Annotated in this window: 19 protein-coding genes; 10 read left to right on the forward strand and 9 right to left on the reverse strand. The window is 60.2% G+C overall.

The features are described from left to right. Complete coding sequence (locus QUE41_RS01730) at nucleotides 1–1,902, reverse strand: ATP-binding cassette domain-containing protein (RefSeq protein WP_286341255.1); 1,902 nt, start codon at nucleotides 1,900–1,902, stop codon at nucleotides 1–3. A gap of 62 nt (nucleotides 1,903–1,964) precedes the next feature. Between QUE41_RS01730 and QUE41_RS01735 the strand changes: the two genes are divergently transcribed. Then, nucleotides 1,965–2,168, forward strand: coding sequence for a YheV family putative zinc ribbon protein (locus tag QUE41_RS01735; protein WP_286341256.1), 204 nt, complete (start codon nucleotides 1,965–1,967; stop codon nucleotides 2,166–2,168). 9 nt (nucleotides 2,169–2,177) lie between these two features. Here QUE41_RS01735 and lpoB read toward each other — a convergent pair whose 3' ends face one another. The 4 genes from lpoB to QUE41_RS01755 are packed head-to-tail and all read right to left on the reverse strand — an operon-like array spanning nucleotide 2,178 to nucleotide 4,888. Further along, complete coding sequence (lpoB, locus tag QUE41_RS01740; protein WP_028109684.1) at nucleotides 2,178–2,771, reverse strand: penicillin-binding protein activator LpoB; 594 nt, start codon at nucleotides 2,769–2,771, stop codon at nucleotides 2,178–2,180. 14 nt (nucleotides 2,772–2,785) lie between these two features. Further along, nucleotides 2,786–4,135, reverse strand: a complete 1,350-nt coding sequence (locus QUE41_RS01745; protein ID WP_286341257.1) for a COG3014 family protein — start codon at nucleotides 4,133–4,135, stop codon at nucleotides 2,786–2,788. Continuing rightward, nucleotides 4,132–4,674 (reverse strand): peptide deformylase, encoded by a 543-nt coding sequence (def, locus tag QUE41_RS01750; RefSeq protein WP_286341258.1) that lies wholly within the window; start codon nucleotides 4,672–4,674, stop codon nucleotides 4,132–4,134. The genes QUE41_RS01745 and def overlap by 4 nt, the downstream gene beginning before the upstream one ends. 1 nt (nucleotide 4,675) lies before the next feature. Further along, nucleotides 4,676–4,888 carry a SlyX family protein gene (locus QUE41_RS01755; protein WP_286341259.1) on the reverse strand — a complete coding sequence of 71 codons (213 nt, stop codon included), beginning with the start codon at nucleotides 4,886–4,888 and terminating at the stop codon, nucleotides 4,676–4,678. A 142-nt stretch (nucleotides 4,889–5,030) separates the two neighbouring features. On the opposite strand from QUE41_RS01755, the gene QUE41_RS01760 reads away from it, so the two are divergent. Continuing rightward, nucleotides 5,031–5,387, forward strand: coding sequence for a YacL family protein (locus QUE41_RS01760; RefSeq protein WP_286341260.1), 357 nt, complete (start codon nucleotides 5,031–5,033; stop codon nucleotides 5,385–5,387). A gap of 57 nt (nucleotides 5,388–5,444) precedes the next feature. Here the strand turns inward: QUE41_RS01760 and QUE41_RS01765 are convergent, their stop codons facing one another. Together QUE41_RS01765 and narQ are read right to left on the reverse strand one after the other, a co-directional pair. Next, entirely contained in the window at nucleotides 5,445–6,068 is a 624-nt protein-coding gene (locus QUE41_RS01765; RefSeq protein ID WP_286341261.1) for a response regulator, read from the reverse strand. Beyond that, on the reverse strand, nucleotides 6,061–7,761 hold the full coding sequence (gene narQ / locus QUE41_RS01770) for a nitrate/nitrite two-component system sensor histidine kinase NarQ (RefSeq protein ID WP_286341262.1): 1,701 nt from the start codon (nucleotides 7,759–7,761) through the stop codon (nucleotides 6,061–6,063). Before narQ ends, QUE41_RS01765 begins: the two co-directional genes overlap by 8 nt. A 220-nt stretch (nucleotides 7,762–7,981) precedes the next feature. Here narQ and nrfA point away from each other — a divergent pair, with 220 nt between their 5' ends. The 5 genes from nrfA (at nucleotide 7,982) to QUE41_RS01795 (ending at nucleotide 13,621) form a co-directional block, all read left to right on the forward strand. After that, nucleotides 7,982–9,331 carry an ammonia-forming cytochrome c nitrite reductase gene (nrfA, locus tag QUE41_RS01775; protein ID WP_286342890.1) on the forward strand — a complete coding sequence of 450 codons (1,350 nt, stop codon included), beginning with the start codon at nucleotides 7,982–7,984 and terminating at the stop codon, nucleotides 9,329–9,331. Between the two features lie 224 nt (nucleotides 9,332–9,555). Beyond that, nucleotides 9,556–9,894: a P-II family nitrogen regulator gene (gene glnK, locus QUE41_RS01780; protein WP_028109692.1), complete on the forward strand. Its 339-nt coding sequence runs from the start codon at nucleotides 9,556–9,558 to the stop codon at nucleotides 9,892–9,894. Nucleotides 9,895–9,906: 12 nt separating this feature from the next. Further along, entirely contained in the window at nucleotides 9,907–11,157 is a 1,251-nt protein-coding gene (locus tag QUE41_RS01785; RefSeq protein ID WP_286341263.1) for an ammonium transporter AmtB, read from the forward strand. 211 nt (nucleotides 11,158–11,368) lie between these two features. Continuing rightward, entirely contained in the window at nucleotides 11,369–12,313 is a 945-nt protein-coding gene (locus QUE41_RS01790; protein WP_286341264.1) for a Dyp-type peroxidase, read from the forward strand. A 114-nt stretch (nucleotides 12,314–12,427) separates the two neighbouring features. Beyond that, the gene (locus QUE41_RS01795; RefSeq protein ID WP_286340972.1) at nucleotides 12,428–13,621 is read left to right on the forward strand and encodes an ISL3 family transposase; all 1,194 of its coding nucleotides are present in this window, start codon (nucleotides 12,428–12,430) and stop codon (nucleotides 13,619–13,621) included. A 53-nt stretch (nucleotides 13,622–13,674) separates the two neighbouring features. Here QUE41_RS01795 and argR read toward each other — a convergent pair whose 3' ends face one another. Continuing rightward, a complete protein-coding gene (gene argR / locus QUE41_RS01800) occupies nucleotides 13,675–14,145 on the reverse strand; it encodes a transcriptional regulator ArgR (RefSeq protein ID WP_028109695.1) in 471 nt (156 codons plus the stop codon). Between the two features lie 209 nt (nucleotides 14,146–14,354). Between argR and mdh the strand changes: the two genes are divergently transcribed. Continuing rightward, nucleotides 14,355–15,293 (forward strand): malate dehydrogenase, encoded by a 939-nt coding sequence (mdh, locus tag QUE41_RS01805; RefSeq protein ID WP_286341265.1) that lies wholly within the window; start codon nucleotides 14,355–14,357, stop codon nucleotides 15,291–15,293. A gap of 74 nt (nucleotides 15,294–15,367) precedes the next feature. Here mdh and ispB read toward each other — a convergent pair whose 3' ends face one another. After that, the gene (ispB, locus tag QUE41_RS01810; RefSeq protein WP_286341266.1) at nucleotides 15,368–16,336 is read right to left on the reverse strand and encodes an octaprenyl diphosphate synthase; all 969 of its coding nucleotides are present in this window, start codon (nucleotides 16,334–16,336) and stop codon (nucleotides 15,368–15,370) included. A gap of 276 nt (nucleotides 16,337–16,612) precedes the next feature. On the opposite strand from ispB, the gene rplU reads away from it, so the two are divergent. Both rplU and rpmA read left to right on the forward strand, forming a co-directional pair. After that, the gene (gene rplU / locus QUE41_RS01815) at nucleotides 16,613–16,924 is read left to right on the forward strand and encodes a 50S ribosomal protein L21 (RefSeq protein ID WP_028109698.1); all 312 of its coding nucleotides are present in this window, start codon (nucleotides 16,613–16,615) and stop codon (nucleotides 16,922–16,924) included. Between the two features lie 17 nt (nucleotides 16,925–16,941). Continuing rightward, nucleotides 16,942–17,199, forward strand: a complete 258-nt coding sequence (gene rpmA / locus QUE41_RS01820) for a 50S ribosomal protein L27 (RefSeq protein ID WP_028109699.1) — start codon at nucleotides 16,942–16,944, stop codon at nucleotides 17,197–17,199. The last annotated feature ends 82 nt before the right edge of the window (nucleotides 17,200–17,281 follow it).

Genomic DNA, 17,281 nt, shown 5'->3' on the forward strand with positions numbered 1-17,281 from the left:
TTATTGCTCCTTCGCGGCGTCCCGAATGGCTTCCATCTGCTCCTGGATATCCAACCACTCCAGCTCAAACTCTTCAAGCTGGGATTGCAGTTCGCCTCTCTCCATCAGCAGGCCATTCAGTTCTGATTTGCACTCATCGGTGTAGAGGCGACTGTCAGACAGCGACTCTTCAATGATGGTCAGACGAGTGTGCAACTTTGACATCCGTTTATCGATGTCAGTTTCGATTTTTTTGAGGGGGGACAGCTTTTGGCGAAGTTCCGCTTCCAGGCGCTTGCGGTTTCGCTTCTGTTCTGACTGGGAAGGACCACTCTCTTCCGATTCGCTGGTTCTGGCTTGCTGAATCAGCCACTGGTGGTAGTCCTCCAGGTCCCCTTCGAAGTCGTTCACCCGGCCACCGTCCACCAGGTAGAACTCACTGCAGGTGGCCCGGAGCAGGTGACGGTCGTGGGACACCACCACCATGGCGCCGTCGAACTGCTGCAGGGCCAGGGTCAGGGCTTCCCTGAGCTCCAGGTCCAGGTGGTTGGTGGGTTCATCCAGCAGCAGCAGGTTGGGGCGCTGCCAGATCAGCAGGGCCAGCACCAGCCGGGCTTTCTCCCCGCCGGAGAAGGGGGCGACCACCTCCTTGGCCTTGTCGCCGCTGAAGCCGTAACCGCCCAGGTAGTCCCGCATCTGCTGCTCGGTGGCGTCCGGGGCGATCAGCGCCAGGTGCTGCAGCGGGCTCTGCTCCGGATGCAGGGTCTCCAGTTGGTGCTGGGCAAAGTAGCCGATCTGCAGGGCAGGGTTGGGGGCCAGCTCACCGCTCATGGGCTGGAGCTCTCCCGCCAGCAGTTTGATCAGGGTGGACTTACCGGCGCCGTTGCGCCCCAGCAGGCCGATGCGGCTGCCGGGCACCAGGTTGAGCTTTATCTGCTCCAGCACCGTCTTGTCACCGTATCCCCCTTGGACCTGATCCATCTGGATCAGCGGGTTGGGCAGGGCCTGGGGCTCACGGAAGCGGATGTTGAAGCTGTTCTGGGCGTGCAGGGGGGCCAGCTCGGTGAGCTTCTCCAGGGCCTTGAGCCGGCTCTGGGCCTGACGGGCCTTACTGGCCTTGTAGCGGAAGCGATCCACGAAGGACTGCATATGGGCCCGCTGGCGTTGCTGCTTCTCGAACTGGGCCTGCTGCTGGGCCAGTTGCTCGGCACGCTGGCGTTCAAACTGACTGTAGTTGCCCTTGTAGTGGTTCAGCTTCTGGTGCTCGATGTGCACCACCTCGCCGGCCACCTGATCCAGGAAGTCGCGGTCGTGACTGATGAGGATCAGGGTTCCCGGGTAGCGTTTGAGCCACCCCTCCAGCCAGATCAGGGTGTCCAGATCCAGGTGGTTGGTGGGTTCATCCAGCAGCAGCAGATCCGAGGGCACCAGCAGGGCCCGGGCCAGGTTGAGGCGCATGCGCCAGCCACCGGAGAAGCTCTTGACCGATTGCCCCTGGGCGCTCTGGTCAAACCCCAGGCCGTCCAGCAGTTCGGCGGCGCGGGCCGGCACCTGATAGCCATGATAGGCCTCGAAGGCGTCGTGGGCGGCGGCGATCGCCTTACCCTCGCCGGACTCCTGAGCGCGCCCCAGCTCCTGCTCCAGGGCACGGAACTGGCGGTCTCCGTCGAGTACATAATCCAGGGCGCTGACCGTCAGGGCCGGGGTTTCCTGGTCCACGGTGGCCATGCGCCACCCTTTGGGCAGGCTCAGATCCCCCGCATCCGGGCTGACCTGACCGGTGAGCATGGCCAGCAGACTGGACTTGCCGCTGCCGTTGGCGCCCACCAGGGCCACCTTGTGGCCGGGATAGATGGTGAGTGAGGTGTTATCCAGCAGCCGCTTGGCGCCGCGGATGAGTTGCACCTGATTTAGCGTTATCATGGGTTCGATAGTCAGATAGGAAGTGGCCGAAGTGTACCACAGGCCAAAGGAGAAGATTGATCATGGAAGCAACCCGCAAGAAGCGGTTTATTGCCGGGGCCAGCTGCCCAGAGTGTCAGGCGATGGACAGCATCATGCTGTTCGCCGAGAACGGCGTTGAGGTGATGGAGTGTGTGGAGTGCGGCCATCAGCAGAGGCAGGCTGAAGCGCCTGCCCAGAAGCAGGCAGGCGCCGGTCAGATCATCGGAGTGTTTACCCCGGAATAATCCTGTTTCTTAGAGCCCCAGGAAGGAACGGTTCTTCTGTTTGCGGATCTCTTTCTCGTCCGCCCACTCAATCAGCCCGCTCTCCAGATCCATCAGGCGCATGGTCATCTTGTAGTAGACATCCTTGGTGGAACCGTCCTGCTTCACGATGCTGGAGAGGTTGCCGTACAACATGTACTGGGCGCCGATCTGGCGGCCGAACTGGATGGCGGTCGCCGGATTCACCAGGCCACCGTTGTTCTGGAAGTCCAGCTGTTTGCGTACCGACTCCACCTTGGTCATGTCCACGAAACGGAACTGGCCGCTGCGCAGCAGGCGGGTGCTGATGGTGTCGGTGATGGACTCGGTATCGATGTGCTCCGAGGTCTTGTTCTTGATCTTGTCAACGAACACCACGGGACGGCTGTCGCCGGTGAGGCGGATCACCGAGGGGGTGGTCAGCATGGAGTCCACCATCTTGGCGGCCACGGACTGCAGATCCGAAGAGCCAAAATCTACGGTGACGGTCTCGGTTTCTGTGGCATCCCGGTACTCCACCTTGGACTGACAGCCGCCGAGCAGGGCGATGGCCGCAACGGCCACGATCAGTTTTACGCTTTTCATCTTGGGTCTTCCTCTTACAAAATCACTGAGTGCATCCGGATCCCCGGGCCGGTCTTCACCGCCCAGACCAGGGTGGTTCGTCCCGCTTTGACTTCCACCGGCTGCGGGGGGCCGTCGATGGCCAGCTGATACTGGCCCGGAGTGACCGCCTTGGGCCACATCCACGCTTGGCGGGGCAGGGTCAGCCAGCTGCGCCGGTCCGCCTGCTCCGTCAGGGCATTGAATATCTGCATGGCGATGGCACCCACGTCACCGCCCTTCTTTTCCGCCCACTCGTTGGTGCCCGCCTTGGCGGCCACCCTCAGCGCCTGGCGCAGGACGATGGCGGGATACTGCTCCTGCAGGGCGCGCACCGCCAGGGTGTCGATCTCCCCTATCAACTGGGCTTCCCCCTGATAGGAGTCAGCTCCCTTCAGGCTCAGCTTGACCCCTGAGTTGGACGCAGGCAAGCCCCGGTAGGTAGGCAGAGAGATCTGCTGATAGTAGCCATCGATGGTGAAGGGGATGGTGACCGACTCCCGGGCGGGCACATAACCGGTTTCCAGCAGGACGATGACCCGCCCCTGGTCCGGGGCAAATTCGGCCGGGGCACCAAACTGGCGACGGGCGCCTTCGCAGTCGATATCCAGCTCGCAGGAGAGGCGCACATACTCGGCCCCCAGCAGGCTGTTGTCCGGGTAGGCCTGCAGCGCCTTGCGCAGGTCGATGAGGGCGTCGTTGTCCTCTCCCTGAGCTTCAAACAGAATGGCGTTCTGATACAGGGTGTAGCTGTTGATGAAGGAGTTGGTGGCGTTGCCTCCCAGGGAGTCCAGCTTGGCCAGTTCCCGGTTGAGGCCGGCGCTGCGCAAGGTCTTCACCTCATCCCTGTCTTCGTAGGCCCTCAGGGCCAGGGTCTGGGCCTGGTCGGCCCGCCTCGCTTCCACCGTGGCCCCGGTGAGATCGCCACTGAGCAGGTAGTTCAGGGACTGATACTGGTGAACCAGCACCCGCTCGTAGGCCTGGCCCCGGTAGGGGATCAGGTTGTCGGAGATGGTGGCAGCGGCGGCCTGGCTGGTGAGGTCGCTCAGGCTGACCAGGGCCTTCCAGTCGCGCTGATCATACTGGCTCAGGGCCTGTTCAAAGTAGCGGCGGCTGGCGTCGAAATTGCCTTGCAATTGGGCGACCCGTCCCGCCTCCTGGGCGTACAGCAGCCGGTCCTGACCCTCCAGTCCGGCCTCCAGGGGTTTCAGAGCCTGGCCCTTGCCGTTGTCCAGCTGGGCCTTCACCTCCCCCATCTGCGCCGGATAGGGCAGGAACAGTGAGTTGGAGGCGCAGCCAGCCAGAATCAGGCTGGCCAGGGCGGCCATGGCGATGGGTTTCATCATCGCTGTCCCTCCCTGAGCCACACCTCGGTGGCCATCAGCTGGCGGTTGTCCTCGACCCGGTCGAGGAAGGTCAGGCCGCACAGGTGATCAAACTCGTGGCAGAAGATGCGCGCCACGAACCCCTCGAGGCGACGCCGGTGTCGTTGGCCAGCGAGATCATCGAAGCTGACCTCCACCCACTGTGGGCGGGCGACCTGTCCGCGAATGCCAGGTACCGACAGGCACCCCTCCCATCCCATCTCCAGGTTTGTGGACTGGGCCTCGATGCTGGGGTTGGCCATCACCACAGGATCCATCTGCGGGGCGTCCGGGTAACGGGCGTTGGGCCGTGAGGCGATGATCATCAATGCCAGGCTGTGGTGTACCTGGGGGGCGGCGATGCCGACCCCTCCCAGCTCATCCATCTTCTGGCGCATGGCCTGGGCCAGCTGCTCTGTTTGTGGATCCGGCAACCGGACAGCGCCGGCGTGCTGGCGCAGCACCGCCTCGCCCAGCAGGGCGATGGTGAGAGAGTCCGGGGAGAGGGTGGTCTGGCTCATATCAGTAATGGGGTGGTGGGGTCTCTTCCGCCTGAGAGGCGATCTGGCTGGGGCCGGTGGCCATCACCTTGTCCGCCAGCTGTTTGACCTGGCGTTGCATCAGGTCCAGCCGCTGGTTCAGTTCCACCACGGTCTGGTTGAGGCTGTCGATGGTCTCCTCCTGGAACGCCACCTTGGTTTCCAGCTCGCTGATTCTTTGTTCGGTTAGGGACATACTGCTGTGCTCAATAAGAGATGACTCACTATCATAGAGGAATGCCCCCTGGGTTTCATGTGTGGATGCGCAGGGATTGGACTGCGGCCCCCGGCACCCTGGGTTACACTTTAGGTCGCGATTCTGAGATTAAGACCCTGATATGGAATATGAGTTCAAACACGGCCTCACCGGAGAGCGGGAGGCAAGGCTGTCCATGGGCCATGAGGCCTTTGGTCAGCTGTTGACGGAGGAGCTGGGCCGGCGTGAACTGGTTGACCAGCTGCTGGGTCAGTTGCGTCAAGCCAACGGGCTGGCGGAGCGCCGTTTCGGCCTGGGGGAGTGGACCCTGGTCCTGGAGCAGGGTGAGGTGATGCTGAGCCACAATGCCCTGGGCATGGAGCAGGAGCAGGAACTGGATCCGGACGTGGAGCTCTACGACCAGGAGAGTGAGTCCAGCTGTGGCCTGGAGGATCTGTGCCAGCTGCTGGAGAGCTGGCACCAGTTTCTGGGGCGCTAGGGCCCACAGAGTATCAACCTGCCCAGGCGTGTTTCAACCGGGCAGGGAACCCTGGGATTACTTCTGCAACACCTTCACCGCCAGCTCCACCCGGGAGCGGCAATCGGTTTTTCTCAGCAGGTTCTTCACATGCACCTTGACGGTGCCCTCACTGATGAACAGTTTTTCCGCCAACAGCTTGTTGCTCATCCCCTCGGCGATCAGCCGGGCGATCTCCTGCTCCCTGGGGGTGAGTTCCTGCCACCAGCTGTCGTCCTCATCTCCTGAGCTTTGCAGGTAGGATTGCAGACGCTCGGTGATCACCTGCTTGCCGGTGATCACCTGTTCCACCTGATCCAGAATCTGTTCCGGTTCACTGTCCTTGAGCAGGTAGCCGTCGGCACCGGCCTGGATCAGGGTGCGCACATCCTCGGCGGCGTCGGACACGGTCAGGATGACGATGTGGCTGGTGACCTCCTCCTGGCGCAGTGCGTTGAGGGTATCCAGACCCGACATCCCCTTCATATTCAGATCCAGCAGGATCAGGTCAGGCTCATCGTCGGCCACCGCCGCCAGGGCATCCACGCCCGAGCCAACTTCGGCAAACAGGTCGTAGCGCTCATCCAGGGTCAGCAGCTGACAGATGCCTCGTCGCAGCAGGGGATGGTCATCCACGACCATCACGCTCCAGGGCTTACTCATGCTTATCGTCCTCTTGTGGTCTGAATATTACCTTCACGCACAGGCCGCCGCCGGGGTTGGAGATGAATTCCAGCTCGCCGCCCAGCTTGCGTGCACGCTCATGCATGATACCAATTCCGAAATGGTTTTCTCTCTCTTTCACGTTTTCGATACCTATGCCCGTATCGCACACGCTGAGCTCGATGCGGTCATCCTCCAGGGAGAGGGCACTGAGGGTGATGGTGTCGGCCCCGGAGTGCTTGATGGCATTGAGTACCGCCTCCCGGCTCAGCTGCAGCAGGTGTACATGCTGCTGAGGGGATAGGGACGGGGTATTGAGCTGGTAGTTGAGCACCAGTTTGCTCTCTGACCTGGACTCCAGCTGCTCCAACATCTGCTCCAGACTGGCCTTGAGATCCTGTTCGGAGATGGTGAGGCGGAAGGTGGAGAGCAGCTCCCTCAGCTGCTGGTAGGCCTGGTTGGTGCCGGAGACGATCTCCTCCATCGCCTGGTCCCTCAGTTCCTGATTGTTGGCGGCGATGGCCCGCTTCAGCAAAGAGGTCTGAATCTTCATGTAGGCCAGCACCTGGCCCATGGAGTCGTGCAGCTCCCGGGCGATGGTGCCCCGCTCCTCCATCAGGGTCAGCCGCTCCCGCTGTTGGCTGGCGCGGTTGAGCAGCACCGCCCGGGCGACGATGATGGCGAAGTTGTGCAGCATCTGCGGTGGCAGCGGACCGTGGCCAATCAGCGACAGGGTGCCCAGGCGCTCATGTTCAAACACCAGGGGCTCGGCGGTGGAGATGGGGGTGTTGCGGCTGGGATCCCCCAGGGTCATGGTCAGGTCTTTGCGGCCGTCGATGGTCAGGGTGACCCCATTGGCGCCGGTGTGTTTCTGCAGGCGCTCCAGGGCCTGTTGCATGGTGTCTGACCCCAGGCGGTCCCGGTGGAACCACAGGGAGGTCTGATACAGCAGCAGCAGACCGGCGTTGGCCTGTTCCAGCTCCCGGGTCTTCTCTTCTACCTGTTGCTCCAGGTTGCTGTAGAGGGCTTCCAGCTCGGCGGCGGTCTCCTTGAAGGTGTCACTCAGGGTCTGCAGTTCGTGGTATTCACTGTCTGGCAGATCCAGATCGAACTTGCGCCGGCTGATGGAGAGGGCGGCCTCCTCCAGTTGATGCAGGGGCCGCAGCACCCGCCCGCCCACGGCCCGCATCAGCAGGAAGCCCATGGCCATCACCGTCAGCAGCCCCAGCAACTGGGTGGCCAGCAGCAACATGGTCTTCTTCTCCGCCTGGCTCTCCAGCATATCCACCAGCATGTCGATCTCATCCACAAACTGGCGCACCTCATTCACATAGGCGCGGGAGTTGCCGTTGAGGGCATAGAGTTTCATCTGGTGCCAGTTGGCGATCACCTGATCGTACTGCTGATGGGTGGAACCCGGGTTGTACCAGCTGCGCGCCTTACCCAGTTCGTCGGAGTAGAGGATCTCCTCAAATTCGGCGATCTTGCGGTCCACCACAGTGCTGCCGGCGTTGGCCAGGAAGATCAGCTGGTAGGAGCGCATTCGCAGGGAGCCGGAGGCGTTGATCGCCTTGGCGTCATCCACGCTGTACATCAGGGTGATCACCGAGAAGACCGCCAGGCCGCCAAAGATGAAAATCACACTGACAATCAGTGACAACACTGTGGTGGATAGGCTTTTGTTACGGCGCATGACGGGCTCTGTTCCTGAGGTTTGTTGCAAGCCTATCGCCAAGCTCCGGTGGATGACAAGAGAAGTGAGTGATTCGCGGGCGAAATCGGTCAGGTTATCTATCCTTAGATGGCAGCCTTAGGGTGGGTTGGCCTTTGGTGTGAGCAACATCGTTGCCGAATGACCGAGCTGCCCCGGTTGCCATCTAAAACAGCAATAATGGAGCGCAATCGTGAACAGGATGAAACTCATTGCAGCACTGTTGTGTCTGGCCGCGCCTTTGACCATCGCCAAAGAGGTGACCGAAGCGGACAGCAGCAAATTCGCCAAATTCAAGAAACAGTATGCCAGTTGGCAGCAGACCGAGGAGAGCAAGGAGCTGGTGGATGCCCTGGCCGAAGACCCCAGACTGGTGGTGCTTTGGGCGGGCTACGGCTTCGCCAAGGATTACAACAAGGCCAGGGGCCACCACTACACCATCACCGACCTGCGCAACACCCTGCGCACCGGTGCGCCCACGGGCAAAGAGGATGGTCCCATGCCCATGGCCTGCTGGTCCTGTAAGAGTCCGGATGTGCCCAGGCTGATCGATACCCTGGGTGAGAAGGAGTACTTCCACGGTAAGTGGGCCAAGCGGGGTGATGAGATCACCAATGAGATCGGTTGCGGCAACTGTCACACCAACAAGGGCAAGCTGAGGATGTCCGTTCCCTTTGCCGAGCGTGGTTTCGCCGCCATCGGCATGGACTGGGAGTCCGCCTCCAAGTCGGACCGTCAGAACATGGTCTGTGCCCAGTGCCACGTGGAGTACTACTTCTCCAAGCCGGACATCATGGTGACCTTCCCCTGGAACAACGGCACCTCGGTGGAGGATATGGAAGCCTATTATGATGCCCTGGAGTTCAAAGACTGGACCCATGGTGTGTCCAAGGCACCGATGCTGAAGGCGCAGCACCCAGGTTTCGAGACCGCCCGCACCGGCCCTCATGGCCGCAATGACGTCTCCTGTACCGACTGTCACATGCCCCGGGTGACCAATGCCGAGGGTAAGAAGTACACCGACCACAATGTGGGCAACCCCTTCGATCGCTTCGAGTTCACCTGCGGCAAGTGTCATGAGCAGAGTAAAGAGGATCTGGAGAAGGTGGTGGCTGACTACAAGAAGATGGTCACCGACCTGAAGATTCAGGCGGAAGACCAGTTGGTCAAAGCCCACTTCGAAGCCAAGGCGGCCTGGGATGCCGGGGCCACCGAGGCGCAGATGAAGGACGCCCTGACCGCCATCCGTCACGCCCAGTGGCGTTGGGATTACGCCATCGCCTCTCACGGGGTGCATGCGCACAACCCGGCCGAGGCGATGCGGGTGCTGGGCACCTCCCTGGAGCGCAGCGCCGAGGCGCGAGCCATGTTGGCCCGCATCCTGGCGGTGAACGGTGTGACCGCCGAGGTGAAGGTGCCGGACATCTCCACCAAGGCCAAGGCCCAGGCGGTGGTGGGACTGGACATGGATAAACTCCGTGCCGACAAGGAGACCTTCAAGAAGACCCTGGTGCCCGAGTGGGACAAGAACTACCCGGGTAAGACCGAGTAGCCGGTACACACCCAGACAAGCCCCGCCCTCTGCGGGGCTTTTTTTGTGCTGCTTTTTTGCGCACCAAAACAGGGCGAAACCGGAATAAAAGCGCACCTAATGGTGCATGGTTAGTCAGTGTGAATGAGCGGCTTTTGGTTAAGGGCATGATTTAAAAGAACAATAAAAATTGGCACAAGAGTTGAATTAGCTATGCCATCAGCACTGGATGAGGGATTGGGAAGATGAAATTGGTAAGCGTCATTATCAAGCCGTTCAAACTGGACGATGTCCGGGAAGCGATCGCAGACCTGGGGGTGGATGGACTGACGGTCACCGAAGTGAAGGGCTTTGGCCGCCAGAAGGGGCACACCGAACTCTACCGTGGCGCCGAATACCAGGTGGACTTCCTGCCCAAGGTGAAGCTGGAGATCGCCACCGCCGCGGACAAGGTGGACCACCTAATTGAGGTGATCAGCCAGGCGGCCCACACCGGCAAGATCGGCGACGGAAAAATCTTTGTATATGACCTCGAGCGGGCGGTGCGGATTCGTACCGGTGAGCTCGACGCAGAAGCGATTTAAGGGGGACGAGAGATGGAAGAGTTAACCAAACTGGGCACCACGGTGTCGGAACTGAGATTTGCCCTGGACACCTTTTACTTCCTGATGTCCGGCGCCCTGGTGATGTGGATGGCGGCGGGGTTCGCCATGCTGGAGGCGGGCCTGGTCCGCTCCAAGAACACCACCGAGATCCTCACCAAGAACATCTGCCTCTACGCCATCGCCTGCGCCATGTTCCTGCTGGTGGGTTACAACATCATGTACGTGGATAACCCGGAAGCGGGCTGGCTGCCCAGTCTGGGCGGGCTGATTGGCACCCAGGCCTCTGACGCAGACCACGCCCTGGAATCGGACTTCTTCTTCCAGGTGGTGTTTGTGGCGACCGCCATGTCCATCGTCTCAGGTGCCGTGGCGGAACGTATGAAATTGTGGGCATTTCTGGCTTTTGCTGTTGTCCTTACCGGCTTCATCTATCCAGTTGAGGGATATTGGACCTGGGGGGGTGGCTTTGTTTCTGAGCTGGGCTTTGTGGACTTCGCCGGATCCGGCATCGTACACATGGCCGGTGCGGCAGCAGCAATCGCCGGGGTGCTCCTCTTAGGCGCCCGTAAGGGCAAGTACGGTGCCGACGGCAGCGTGCACCCCATCCCGGGTTCCAACATGCCGATGGCGACCCTGGGAACCTTTATCCTGTGGCTGGGCTGGTTCGGCTTCAACGGTGGCTCTCAGCTGATGGTGTCTGACGCCGAGAACGCCACCGCCGTGGCCAAGATCTTCGTCAACACCAACTCCGCGGCCGCCTTCGGTGCCATTGCGGCCCTGATTGTGTGCAAGCTGATGTGGGGCAAGGCGGATCTCACCATGATCCTCAACGGCGCCCTGGCCGGCCTGGTGGCCATCACCGCCGACCCGCTGTCGCCCTCTCTGGCCCTGGCCGGGGTGATTGGCCTGGTGTCCGGTGGTCTGGTGGTGTTCTCCATCGTGGCCATGGACAAGGTGAAGATCGATGACCCTGTGGGAGCCATCTCGGTACACGGCGTGTGTGGCTTCTTTGGCCTGATGGCGGTGCCTCTGTCCAACGGCGACGCCAGCTTCGGCACTCAGGCCCTGGGCGCCCTGATCATCTTCGCCTGGGTATTCGCCACCAGCCTGGCGGTGTGGTACCTGCTGAAGAAGACCATGGGCATCCGGGTCAGCGAAGAGGAGGAGTACCGCGGTATGGACATTGCGGATTGTGGCATCGATGCCTACCCTGAGTTTGTCACCGTCAAGGGAGCGAACTGAACTCCATAATAAGAACTACAACTCTCTCTACTGCAGTTGCGCCCTCCATCGGAGGGCGCTTTTTTATGAGTGGCTGATATTCATCCTTTTTCACTCAAGGCATGAGGCAGAGCAAGATCTCAGGCCCTGCCTTGGGGCAGACTGATGGGCGGCGATTGCACCATGGGAGATCGCCGGGTATTTTGTATTGTTATCGGAGTTCGGAGTCATCATGACCACAGACACAGGGAGCGCTATGCCTCGGGAGCAAGCAGGGGTATGTGCAGAGGGCAACCTTCATGGGTTGTATCTGCTGTTTAACGCAGAGGAGCAGGCGGAGCCCGCCCTGAGAGGGGTGCTGGCGGAGATCGCCGCCTGGTTGCAGGCCTCGGTGGATCAGAACGCGGACAGTGCCTTTAACGGCTTTGTGGCCGTCGGCGCCAACTACTGGGATACCCTCTACCCCGATGCCCGTCCCGCCAAGCTGCGTCCCTTCCCCAGCTTCGAGCAGGACGACCGCAAGGCGCCGGTGCAGCCGGTGGACCTGTTTATCCACATTCGCTCCGACCGGGTAGACATCAACCATGTGGCCGCCATGGAGGTGTGTCACCGCCTCAGGGGGCTGGTGCAACTGGTGGAGGAGGTGCGCAGCTTCCGCTACCTGGACAACCGGGATCTGACCGGCTTTGTGGACGGCACCGAGAACCCTCAGGGGGTGCACCGCCGCGAGGTGGCCCTGGTGGGCGACGAGGACACCTCCTTCCGCGGTGGCAGCTACATCCACATCCAGCGTTACCAGCACAACATGGACCGCTGGAACGGCATCAGCCTCAAGCAGCAGGAGGACACCATTGGCCGTACCAAGATGGAAAACGTCGAGTACGCCAGCCAGGACAAGCCCCTGACCTGCCACATCAAGCGCACCAACCTCAAGGATGACCAGGGCAAGTCCATGGAGATCCTGCGTCAGAGCATGCCCTACGGCACCATGAAGGAGCAGGGTCTGTTCTTCATCAGCTGCTGCAGCACCCCGGTCCACTTCGAAGCCCAGCTGAAGTCGATGATCCACGGTGACGGCCATGGCCACTATGATCACCTGCTGAACTTCACCCAGGCGGTCACCGGCGCGGCGTTCTTCGCCCCCTCTCTGGACTTCATGGAGTCCGCCGTCGGCTAAACAGCCTGACAATAAAAAAGGTTCTTCGCACATTAGCGGGAACTAGATACGAAAACGGCTGGAAAGGTTATTGTTTAGTCGCCAAACACAAACAATCACCACCAGCCGTTCTCGATGCAAAAGCTTACCTTGCCTATCTTACCGTGGGAAGGGTTTTCCCCCACTCATACTGAGCTCCACCACGATACTCTTACCATCCATTTAACCCCCACGGGCCCCGGTCAATGTCGCTGTGGCCAAGCTGTCAGTCGGGTTCACGATGTCACTCTCCGCACTGTTCAGGAGCGTGATATTTTTGGCTACCAGACTTTGCTGTCTGTACCACTGCGCCGACTACGCTGCCCTGACTGTGGTGTGGTCACTGAGTGCCTTTCCTGGCTGGAGCCCCATGCTCGCCAGACCAACCGACTTATCCTGTACGTCGAGCAACTGCTTAAGCGGATGCCCATCAAGCACGTTAATGAGATGACCGGTTTGCACTGGCACACCCTCAAACGACTGGATAGACGGCGCCTGGCTCGGGAAGTCACCGAGCCGGACTGGAGCAAGGTACGACGGCTGGTGATGGACGAATTTGCCCTGTTCAAGGGCCACCGCTACGCCACGGTCATCGCCGATGCCGACACCCACCAGGTGCTGTGGGTTGGCGAGGGCCGTAGTCGAGAGGCGATACGACCGTTCTTCCTGACGTTGGGAGAGCACTGCCAGCATATCGAAGCGGTAGCCATGGACATGAATACCGCCTTCGACCTTGAGGTGGTGATGCATTGCCCCAATGCCGCAGTGGTCTACGACCTTTTCCATGTGGTGGCCAAATATGGCCGGGAAGTGGTGGACCGGGTGCGAGTGGACCGAGCCAATGAACTGAGGCAGGACAAACCGGCGAGACGAAGGGTGAAACGAGGTCGCTGGGTGCTGCTGAAGAACCGGGAGAACATGACCGACAAGCAGCATGCCTATCTGGAGGAACTGCTGGCCGAGAACCGGTCGCTGATGGTGGTGTATCTAATGCGGGAACAGTTGAAAGAGTTGTGGTATGCCGACTGTCCCGATGCAGCGCTAAGCCAGTGGCGGTTATGGTGGCAACAGGTCACCGAGAGCGGCATCGAGCCGCTGATTCGCTTCGCAAAGAAGCTCAAACCCTACCTCAAAGGCATTCTCGCCTCGGCTACCTACCGGCTGCACACCTGTAAGCTCGAGGGAATGAACAACAAGATAAAGGTCATCAAACGCATGGCTTACGGATACCGGGACAGCGACTACTTCTTCTTGAAGATACGAGCCGCTTTTCCCGGTAATGCGCGATGAACCATAAAAAAGGCCCGCTCAGTGCGGGCCTTTCTGTTTTCTGCGACTGGGTATCAGCCCTTGTAGTTGAACAGGTCCTTGACCGTCTGCAGCGCCTTATCGATGTTGTCCGCCTTGGTGGGGGCAATAAAGATGGTGTCGTCACCGGCGATGGTGCCCAGGATCCCTTCGGGCTTGCCGATGGAGTCCAGCAGGCGGGCGATCAGCTGGGCGGCGCCCGGGCTGGCCTTCACCACGATCATGGCGCCGTTGTGGTCCACGTCCAGCACCAGGTTCTTCAGGGGGCTGGTGGCGGTGGGGACACCCAACTCGGCGGGCAGGCAGTAGACCATCTCCTGCTTGGCGTTGCGGGTTCGGACGGCGCCGAACTTGCTCAGCATGCGTGACACCTTGGACTGGTTGATGGTGCTGAATCCGGCAGCCTGCAGGGCATTGACGATCTCGCCCTGGGAGCCAAAACGCTCCTCTTTCAGCAGGGATTTGAAAACGCGGATTAGCTCATCCTGATTGCGGGTCGACTTCATTCTGGCAGCTCGTTGTTTCTAGAGAGTTATTCATTTTGCCTATTTGCCTCTGGATAGGCAACCACAGGCCCAGAAGGGCAGTGGAGCAGAGCTCGGGTTAAGGGTCAATAAGAGATTGGTAAAATTGCCTTTAAACCCGTGTTTGGGTATGGTGAGCGCAGACATTCAAACGCGATCCATGTCACATCAAAGGATAGATGGAGAACCCCATGAAAGTAGCAGTACTCGGCGCGGCCGGCGGGATTGGCCAGGCTCTGGCACTTTTGTTGAAACTGAACCTGCCCAAGGGCAGCGACCTGGCTCTGTATGACATCGCCCCGGTAACCCCAGGCGTTGCCGTGGACATCAGCCACATCCCCACCGCAGTGAACGCCAAGGGCTATGCGGGTGAAGATCCTACCCCCGCCCTGGAAGGCGCCGACGTGGTGCTGATCTCCGCCGGTGTGGCTCGTAAGCCCGGCATGGATCGTGCGGACCTGTTCAATGTGAACGCCGGCATCATTCGCAACCTGGTGGGCAAGGTGGCCGAAGTGGCGCCCAAGGCCTGCATCGGCGTGATCACCAATCCGGTGAACACCACGGTGGCCATCGCCGCCGAGGTGCTGAAGAACGCCGGTGTCTACGACAAGCGCCGCCTGTTCGGTGTCACCACCCTGGACGTGATCCGTTCCGAGACCTTCATTGCCGAAGCCAAGGGCCTGAGCCCCGAGCAGGTGAAGATCAACGTCATCGGTGGCCACAGCGGCGTGACCATCCTGCCTCTGCTGTCTCAGGTTGAAGGCGTAACCTTCTCCGATGAGGAGATTGCCTCCCTGACTCACCGCATCCAGAATGCGGGCACCGAAGTGGTGGAAGCCAAGGCCGGTGGCGGCAGCGCCACCCTGTCCATGGCTCAGGCGGCCTGCCGGTTCGGTACCTCCCTGGTGCGCGCCCTGCAGGGCGAACAGGGTGTGGTGGAGTGCGCCTACGTAGAAGGCAATGGCGAGCACAGCCGCTTCTTCGCCCAACCGGTGCTGCTGGGCAGCGAGGGTGTGGCCGAGGTGCAGAGCTACGGCGCCCTGAGCGAGTTTGAACAGAAGGCCCTGGACGGCATGATGGAGACCCTGGTGGGCGACATCGACAAGGGCGAGGCCTTTGTGAACGGCTAAGCCGTCAGCCAGACAGAGAAAAGGCCCCGATTGGGGCCTTTTTTGTCTCTGGCACCTGGCGCAGTGAGCCAGCCTTAGCTGCGGCGGTCCACGGCGATGCGGGCCAGGGACTCCAGGGCCACCTTGGCGTCGCTGTCCGGCAGCGGGGCCAGGGCGGCGATCGCCTTGTCCGCTTCCTCGTTGGCGCGGTCCATGGTGTACTCCAGGGCGCCACAATGGTTGAGGGCGGCCAGGATGGGGTCGATCTCCTCGGTGCCGCCATTCTCGATGGCGGCGCGGATCAGCTGACGCTCCTCCTCGCTGCCTTTACCCATGGTATAGATGAGGGGCAGGGTAGGCTTGCCTTCGGCCAGGTCGTCGCCGATGTTCTTGCCCAACTCGTCCGCTTCGGCGGTGTAATCCAGTACGTCATCCACCAGCTGGAAGGCGGTACCCAGGTAGCGGCCGTAATCGGACAGCGCCTTCACAATCACCTCATCCTGGTTGGCCACCACCGCCGCCAGACCGGTCGCCGCTTCGAACAGCTTGGCGGTCTTGCAGTAGATCACCTGCATGTAGCTCTCTTCGGTGGTGTCGGGGTCGTTGCAGTTCATCAACTGCATCACTTCACCCTCGGCCAGTACGTTGGTGGCCTCCGCCAGGCCTTCCATCACCTCATGATTCTTCATGTCGGTCATCATCTGGAAGGAGCGGGTATAGAGGAAGTCACCCACCAGCACACTGGCCTGGTTGCCGAACAGGGCGTTGGCGGTCTCCCGCCCCCGGCGCATGGTGGACTCGTCCACTACGTCGTCGTGAAGCAGGGTGGAGGTGTGGATAAATTCGATGATGGCAGCCAGGCGGATATGGTTGTCCCCCTCGTAGCCTACGGATTGAGCGGCCAACAGAGTCAGCAACGGACGCATCCGTTTCCCGCCACCGTTGATGATATAGAAGGAGAGCTGGTTGATCAGGACAACATCGGAGTGGAGTTGCTCGTAGATCATCTGGTTGACCAACTTCATATCGTTGTCGGCCAAGTCTCGGATGGCGTTCAGGTCCATAATATATCCGGCTGTAGGCTGCCAAACTCGGCAGCTGTAAGTATAATGTGCACAGTATGGAAGCGAATTCTACCCAAATTCCACGCGCATAACAGCCGCATTTGCCCATTGATTGAGGTGTCGCTCAATTCGGTCAGATCCTTCCGCGATCTTTTTTATCCTGGGTCTTGCCTGTTTTGTGTCCTTGGCGTAGAATGCCCGGCCATTGTCAACAAGTTTTAAGCCACACCCTGACCCCAACATGGCGCGGTCGGCGTGTGAAGCGGAGTTTTTACTATGTACGCGGTTTTCCAAAGTGGTGGTAAGCAACACCGTGTTAGCGAAGGCCAGACTGTTCGTCTGGAGAAGCTAGACGTTGAAACCGGTAGCACCATTGAGTTCGATAAAGTTCTTCTGGTTGCGAACGGCGAAGACGTAAAGGTCGGTGTTCCTTACGTAGATGGCGGCAAGATTGTTGCTGAAGTTGTGACCCACGGTCGTGGCGATAAAGTTAAGATCGTCAAGTTCCGTCGTCGCAAGCACCACCGTAAGCAGATGGGCCACCGTCAGTGGTTCACTGAAGTTAAGATTACTGGCATCAACGCCTAATTACGGAGTAACGAGAAATGGCACATAAAAAAGCTGGCGGTTCTACTCGTAACGGCCGTGATTCAGAAAGCAAACGCCTTGGTGTTAAGCGCTACGGCGGCGAGTCTGTACTGGCAGGCAACATCATCGTTCGTCAGCGTGGCACCAAGTTCCACGCCGGTGACAACGTAGGCGTAGGCCGCGATCACACTCTGTTCGCCACCGCGAACGGCAAGGTGAAGTTCGAAGTGAAAGGCAAGCAAAACCGTAAATTCGTGAGCATCGTTGCCGAGTAATTCGTTCACCGAACGATCTGCAAGCCCCGCCATCGGCGGGGCTTTTTGCGTCCAAGGGGGAGAGGCGATCCCTGATGATCCC

Origin of the sequence: Ferrimonas sp. YFM (assembly GCF_030296015.1) — a bacterium.
Classification (GTDB): domain Bacteria; phylum Pseudomonadota; class Gammaproteobacteria; order Enterobacterales; family Shewanellaceae; genus Ferrimonas.

Bases quoted from the DNA above. Each gene is read 5' to 3' on its own strand.
- QUE41_RS01730 (WP_286341255.1), bottom strand. From the start codon at position 1,902: ATGATAACGCTAAATCAGGTGCAACTCATCCGCGGCGCCAAGCGGCTG.
- QUE41_RS01735 (WP_286341256.1), top strand. From the start codon at position 1,965: ATGGAAGCAACCCGCAAGAAGCGGTTTATTGCCGGGGCCAGCTGCCCA.
- lpoB (WP_028109684.1), bottom strand. From the start codon at position 2,771: ATGAAAAGCGTAAAACTGATCGTGGCCGTTGCGGCCATCGCCCTGCTC.
- QUE41_RS01745 (WP_286341257.1), bottom strand. From the start codon at position 4,135: ATGATGAAACCCATCGCCATGGCCGCCCTGGCCAGCCTGATTCTGGCT.
- def (WP_286341258.1), bottom strand. From the start codon at position 4,674: ATGAGCCAGACCACCCTCTCCCCGGACTCTCTCACCATCGCCCTGCTG.
- QUE41_RS01755 (WP_286341259.1), bottom strand. From the start codon at position 4,888: ATGTCCCTAACCGAACAAAGAATCAGCGAGCTGGAAACCAAGGTGGCG.
- QUE41_RS01760 (WP_286341260.1), top strand. From the start codon at position 5,031: ATGGAATATGAGTTCAAACACGGCCTCACCGGAGAGCGGGAGGCAAGG.
- QUE41_RS01765 (WP_286341261.1), bottom strand. From the start codon at position 6,068: ATGAGTAAGCCCTGGAGCGTGATGGTCGTGGATGACCATCCCCTGCTG.
- narQ (WP_286341262.1), bottom strand. From the start codon at position 7,761: ATGCGCCGTAACAAAAGCCTATCCACCACAGTGTTGTCACTGATTGTC.
- nrfA (WP_286342890.1), top strand. From the start codon at position 7,982: ATGAAACTCATTGCAGCACTGTTGTGTCTGGCCGCGCCTTTGACCATC.
- glnK (WP_028109692.1), top strand. From the start codon at position 9,556: ATGAAATTGGTAAGCGTCATTATCAAGCCGTTCAAACTGGACGATGTC.
- QUE41_RS01785 (WP_286341263.1), top strand. From the start codon at position 9,907: ATGGAAGAGTTAACCAAACTGGGCACCACGGTGTCGGAACTGAGATTT.
- QUE41_RS01790 (WP_286341264.1), top strand. From the start codon at position 11,369: ATGACCACAGACACAGGGAGCGCTATGCCTCGGGAGCAAGCAGGGGTA.
- QUE41_RS01795 (WP_286340972.1), top strand. From the start codon at position 12,428: ATGCAAAAGCTTACCTTGCCTATCTTACCGTGGGAAGGGTTTTCCCCC.
- argR (WP_028109695.1), bottom strand. From the start codon at position 14,145: ATGAAGTCGACCCGCAATCAGGATGAGCTAATCCGCGTTTTCAAATCC.
- mdh (WP_286341265.1), top strand. From the start codon at position 14,355: ATGAAAGTAGCAGTACTCGGCGCGGCCGGCGGGATTGGCCAGGCTCTG.
- ispB (WP_286341266.1), bottom strand. From the start codon at position 16,336: ATGGACCTGAACGCCATCCGAGACTTGGCCGACAACGATATGAAGTTG.
- rplU (WP_028109698.1), top strand. From the start codon at position 16,613: ATGTACGCGGTTTTCCAAAGTGGTGGTAAGCAACACCGTGTTAGCGAA.
- rpmA (WP_028109699.1), top strand. From the start codon at position 16,942: ATGGCACATAAAAAAGCTGGCGGTTCTACTCGTAACGGCCGTGATTCA.